This window comes from Streptomyces sp. NPDC043746 (assembly GCF_056436485.1).
The window spans coordinates 355,795-359,682 of sequence record NZ_JBWKCM010000003.1; the positions used below are offsets into that span (position 1 = coordinate 355,795).

The 3,888-nt window shown below is 70.5% G+C and carries 3 protein-coding genes; all 3 read right to left on the bottom strand.

Annotated features, from left to right (window positions below):
* Positions 1-301: 301 nt before the first annotated feature.
* Genes AC0682_RS05435 through AC0682_RS05445 form a run of 3 tightly spaced genes read right to left on the bottom strand, consistent with a single transcriptional unit; the run spans position 302 to position 3,699 of the window.
* Complete coding sequence (locus AC0682_RS05435; RefSeq protein ID WP_478531049.1) at positions 302-1,831, bottom strand: glycoside hydrolase family 3 protein; 1,530 nt, start codon at positions 1,829-1,831, stop codon at positions 302-304.
* A gap of 9 nt (positions 1,832-1,840) precedes the next feature.
* Entirely contained in the window at positions 1,841-2,701 is an 861-nt protein-coding gene (locus tag AC0682_RS05440; RefSeq protein WP_254811702.1) for a carbohydrate ABC transporter permease, read from the bottom strand.
* Positions 2,698-3,699 carry a carbohydrate ABC transporter permease gene (locus AC0682_RS05445; RefSeq protein ID WP_478531050.1) on the bottom strand — a complete coding sequence of 334 codons (1,002 nt, stop codon included), beginning with the start codon at positions 3,697-3,699 and terminating at the stop codon, positions 2,698-2,700. The genes AC0682_RS05440 and AC0682_RS05445 overlap by 4 nt, the downstream gene beginning before the upstream one ends.
* Between the last annotated feature and the right edge of the window lie 189 nt (positions 3,700-3,888).

Genomic DNA, 3,888 nt, shown 5'->3' on the forward strand with positions numbered 1-3,888 from the left:
ACCGGCACCCCCGGCCCCGCCGACCCCGCCGAGGAACCGCTCCCCCCCCCCCCCCCACCGCCCCCTCCCCCCCCCCCCCCCCCCCCCCCCCCCCCCTCCCCCCCCACCCCCTCCCCCCCCCCCCCCCCCCCGGCCGTTGTGCCGCCCGTCCGGCGAGAGGCTGTGTCCTCGATCGCCGGACGGGCTCGACTTTCGGCCTCGCGGCCTCGTCCTCGATCGCCGGACCGGCTGGGAGTGCCGGCCTCACGGCCTCATCCCTCAGACGCAGGACGGGCCGGCGGCCTCCGCCCGGTGGGCCGGGTTACGGCGTCGTACCCGTCACCGCTTCCACCGCCGCCTGGCCGCAGACACGGGAGGCGCCGTGCGTGGCCACGTGGAGGGAGCCGCGGGGGGTGGACTCCGGAAGGCCCATCTCGACCACGATCGTGTCCGGGCGGGCCGCCAGCAGGGCGTCCAGGGCCCGGCCCATCCAGGCATAGCGGTGTTCGTCGCGGACGACGGCGACGATCCGGCGGTCCTTGGCGGCGGCGAGCACCGCGGCCGCCGGGTCGGCGGTCTCCCTGGTGTACCGGCCCGCCTCGGTGCCCGGCAGCAGCCGGGCGAGCCCGTCGGCGATGCCCCAGGGGGTCTCGTCACCGACGGCGATGTTCGCCACCTCGGTGAACTCCGCGACATGGGCCGGACCGGTCAGCGGCTCGCCGGTGCCGGTGACGCGCACCGCGCGGCGGGCGGCCACCAGGCCGATGTCGGAGCTGACTCCGGTGCCGGGCGCGGTCCCCTCCTGCACTTCCGCGCCCGGCTCCGGGACATCCCCCCGGGCCCCCTGCGTCCAGGACGCGAGGGCTCGTACACGGGCGGCCGCGTCCGCGAGCCGCTCCTCGGGCAGTTCCCCGCTCCGTACCGCCGCCACGAGGGCGTCGCGCAGGGCCACCACCGTCTCCTCGTCGGCCAGCCCGCCGCCGACGCAGATCGCGTCGGCGCCAGCGGCGACGGCGAGGACCGCGCCGCGCTCGATGCCGTAGGTCTGGGAGATGGCGTTCATCTCCAGGCCGTCCGTGACGATCAGGCCGTCGTAGCCCATCTCCTGGCGGAGCAGGCCCGTGAGGATCTGCGGGCTCAGAGTGGCCGGGCGGTCCGGGTCGAGTGCGGGAAGCAGGATATGCGCGCTCATCACGGATTTGGAACCCGCGGCGATGGCCGCCCGGAAAGGCAGCAGCTCACGGGCGTGCAGAGTGTCGAGATCCACATCGATGCGGGGCGTCGCCAGGTGCGAGTCGACCGCGGTGTCGCCGTGGCCGGGGAAGTGCTTGGTGCAGGCGGCGACGCCGGCTGCCTGGAGCCCTTCCACGTACGCGGCGGTGTGCCGGGCCACCAGGGCGGTGTCGGCGCCGAAGGAGCGTACGCCGATGACCGGGTTGCCCGGGTTGGAGTTGACGTCCGCGGACGGCGCCCAGTTGAGGTTGACGCCGCAGACGGCGAGCCGGCGGCCCAGCTCGTGGGCGACGGCCCGGGTGAGGTCGGTGTCGTCGACGGAGCCGAGGGCGAAGTTGCCCGGGAAGGAGGAGCCTTCGTTGACCTCCAGGCGGGTCACGTCGCCGCCCTCCTCGTCGATGGCGACGAGGACGTCGTCCCGCTCCGCACGCAGGCGTGCGGTGAGGGCGGCGAGCTGCTCGGGCGATTCGATGTTGCGGCCGAACAGCCCGACGGCGGTGAGCCCCTCACCGACACGGCGCAGCAGCCAGTCCGGTGCGGTGGTTCCGGTGAATCCCGGCTGGAGCACCGCGAGCGCGTCACGCGTCAGGGTGTCCGTGGTGGAAACGAGGGTGGTCATGGGCCCGCACTATCCCTTCACAGCGCCGGAGGTGAGGCCAGCGGCCATCTTCTTCTGGATGATCATGAAGAAGACGACGACGGGCAGGGCGATCATGGTGGAGGCCGCCATGAGTGCGCCGTAGTCCGTTCCACGCTCGGTGGTGAAGGTCATCAGCCACACGTTGAGCGTGTACTTGGAGTTGTCGTTGATCAGGATGTACGCGAAGAGGTACTCGTTCCACGCGTTCACCAGGGCGAAGATCGACGCGGCGGCCAGCCCGGGGGCGAGCAGCGGGAAGATCACCTTGCGGAAGGCGCCGAAGCGGGTGAGGCCGTCGACCATCGCGGACTCCTCCAGCTCCACCGGGATGTTCACGACGAAGCCGCGGATCATGATGGTGGCGAAGGGCAGCGTGGAGACCAGGTAGACGACGATCAGGCCCCAGTACTCGTCGATCCCGCCCATGGCGTTCAGCTGGGCGTAGATCGGGATGAGCATCGCCGTCGGCGGCAGCATCTGCACCAGGATCATGATCAGGAGCAGGGGCTTGCGGCCGAAGAAGCGGAACCGGCCGATCGCCAGGGCCGCCAGCGTCGCGATGATCATGCCGCCGACCACCGCGGTGACGGCGACGATCAGGCTGGACTGGATGGCGGTGGCGAAGTTCGGCTGGTTGATCGCCCGTTCGAAGTTGTCGAAGGTGATCGACGTGGGCCACAGCTTCTGGTCGTAGCTGCGGATCTCCCGGTTGGGGCGCAGGGAGCTGATGACCAGCCAGTAGACCGGGAAGATCATGACCACGGCGATGCCGAGGCCGATGATGTCCAGGTGGAGCCGGCTCTTCTTCCGGTCGGGGCGCAGCGCCTGTGTCTCGGTCGTGCTGCTCATTCGACCTCTCCCGTCTTCATGAGCTGGCGCAGGTAGTACACGGCCACACCGGACAGCAGCAGCACCGTGATCAGGGCGATCGCGGAGCCCTGGCTGAAGGAGGTGGACTCGAACGCCTTGGAGTAGGAGTAGAGGCCGAGGGTTTCGTACTCCGGCTCGGGCTTGTTGCCGCGCAGCAGCCAGATCTGGCCGAAGACGTTGAAGTCCCAGATCACCGACAGGGTGGCGACCATGGTGAAGACCGGCTTGATGACCGGCCAGGTGACGAACTTGTAGATACCGAAGGCGCTGGCGCCGTCCAGCGCTGCGGCCTCCTCCAGTTCCTGGGGAACCTGGGTGAGGGCGGCGTACAGGGTGACGACGACGAACGGGATGGCGCCCCAGACGACCAGCAGGGTGATGATGCCGAAGCCCTGGACCGGGTTGAGGTACCAGTTGTGGCCGAGCCAGTCCTCGCCGACGACCTTGGCGATCAGGGTGTTGATCAGTCCGTAGTCGGAGTCGGCCATGAACCGGAAGATCGAGGCGGCGACCATGAGCGGCATCGACCAGGCGGCGATCAGGGCCACGGTCAGGACGAGCCGGACCCAGGTGGAGAGCTTGCGCATGAGCAGGGCGACCAGCAGGCCGATGCCCATGGTCAGCACCACGCAGATGGCCATGAAGACGACCGTGCGGAACGTGACCCACCAGAACTCGGAGTCCCCGAGGATGTTGGTGAACTGTTCGAAGCCCACCCAGGGGGCGGGCTCTCCGGACCACAGTTCGCGCCGGCCCATGTCCTGGAAGGACATGATGACCGTCTTGCCGAGCGGGTAGAGGTAGACGGCGGCGATCGCCACGATCGCCGGGAGGATCAGGAAGTAGGGGAGGAGTTCACCCTTCTTCCGCTTCCTCTTCTGTACCCGGGGCGCGTCGGAGGACGACTTCCCGGTCGGCTGCGGGTCGGGCGGTGCGGGGACCGGCGGCCCGACGGCCTTGGTATCAGCGGCAGACACGTGGCTGACCTTCCATCGCGGGTCCGGGGCGGGCCCCGGAATTCACGGCGTGCACTTACGAGAAGAGGGCGGGGGGGGGGGGGGGGGGGGGGGGGGGAGGGCAGAAGGGGGGGGGGGGGGGGGGGGGGGGGGGGGGGGGGGGGGGGGTGTTGGTGGGCTGGCGTGTTGGGGGCGGGGAAGGAGGAGGAA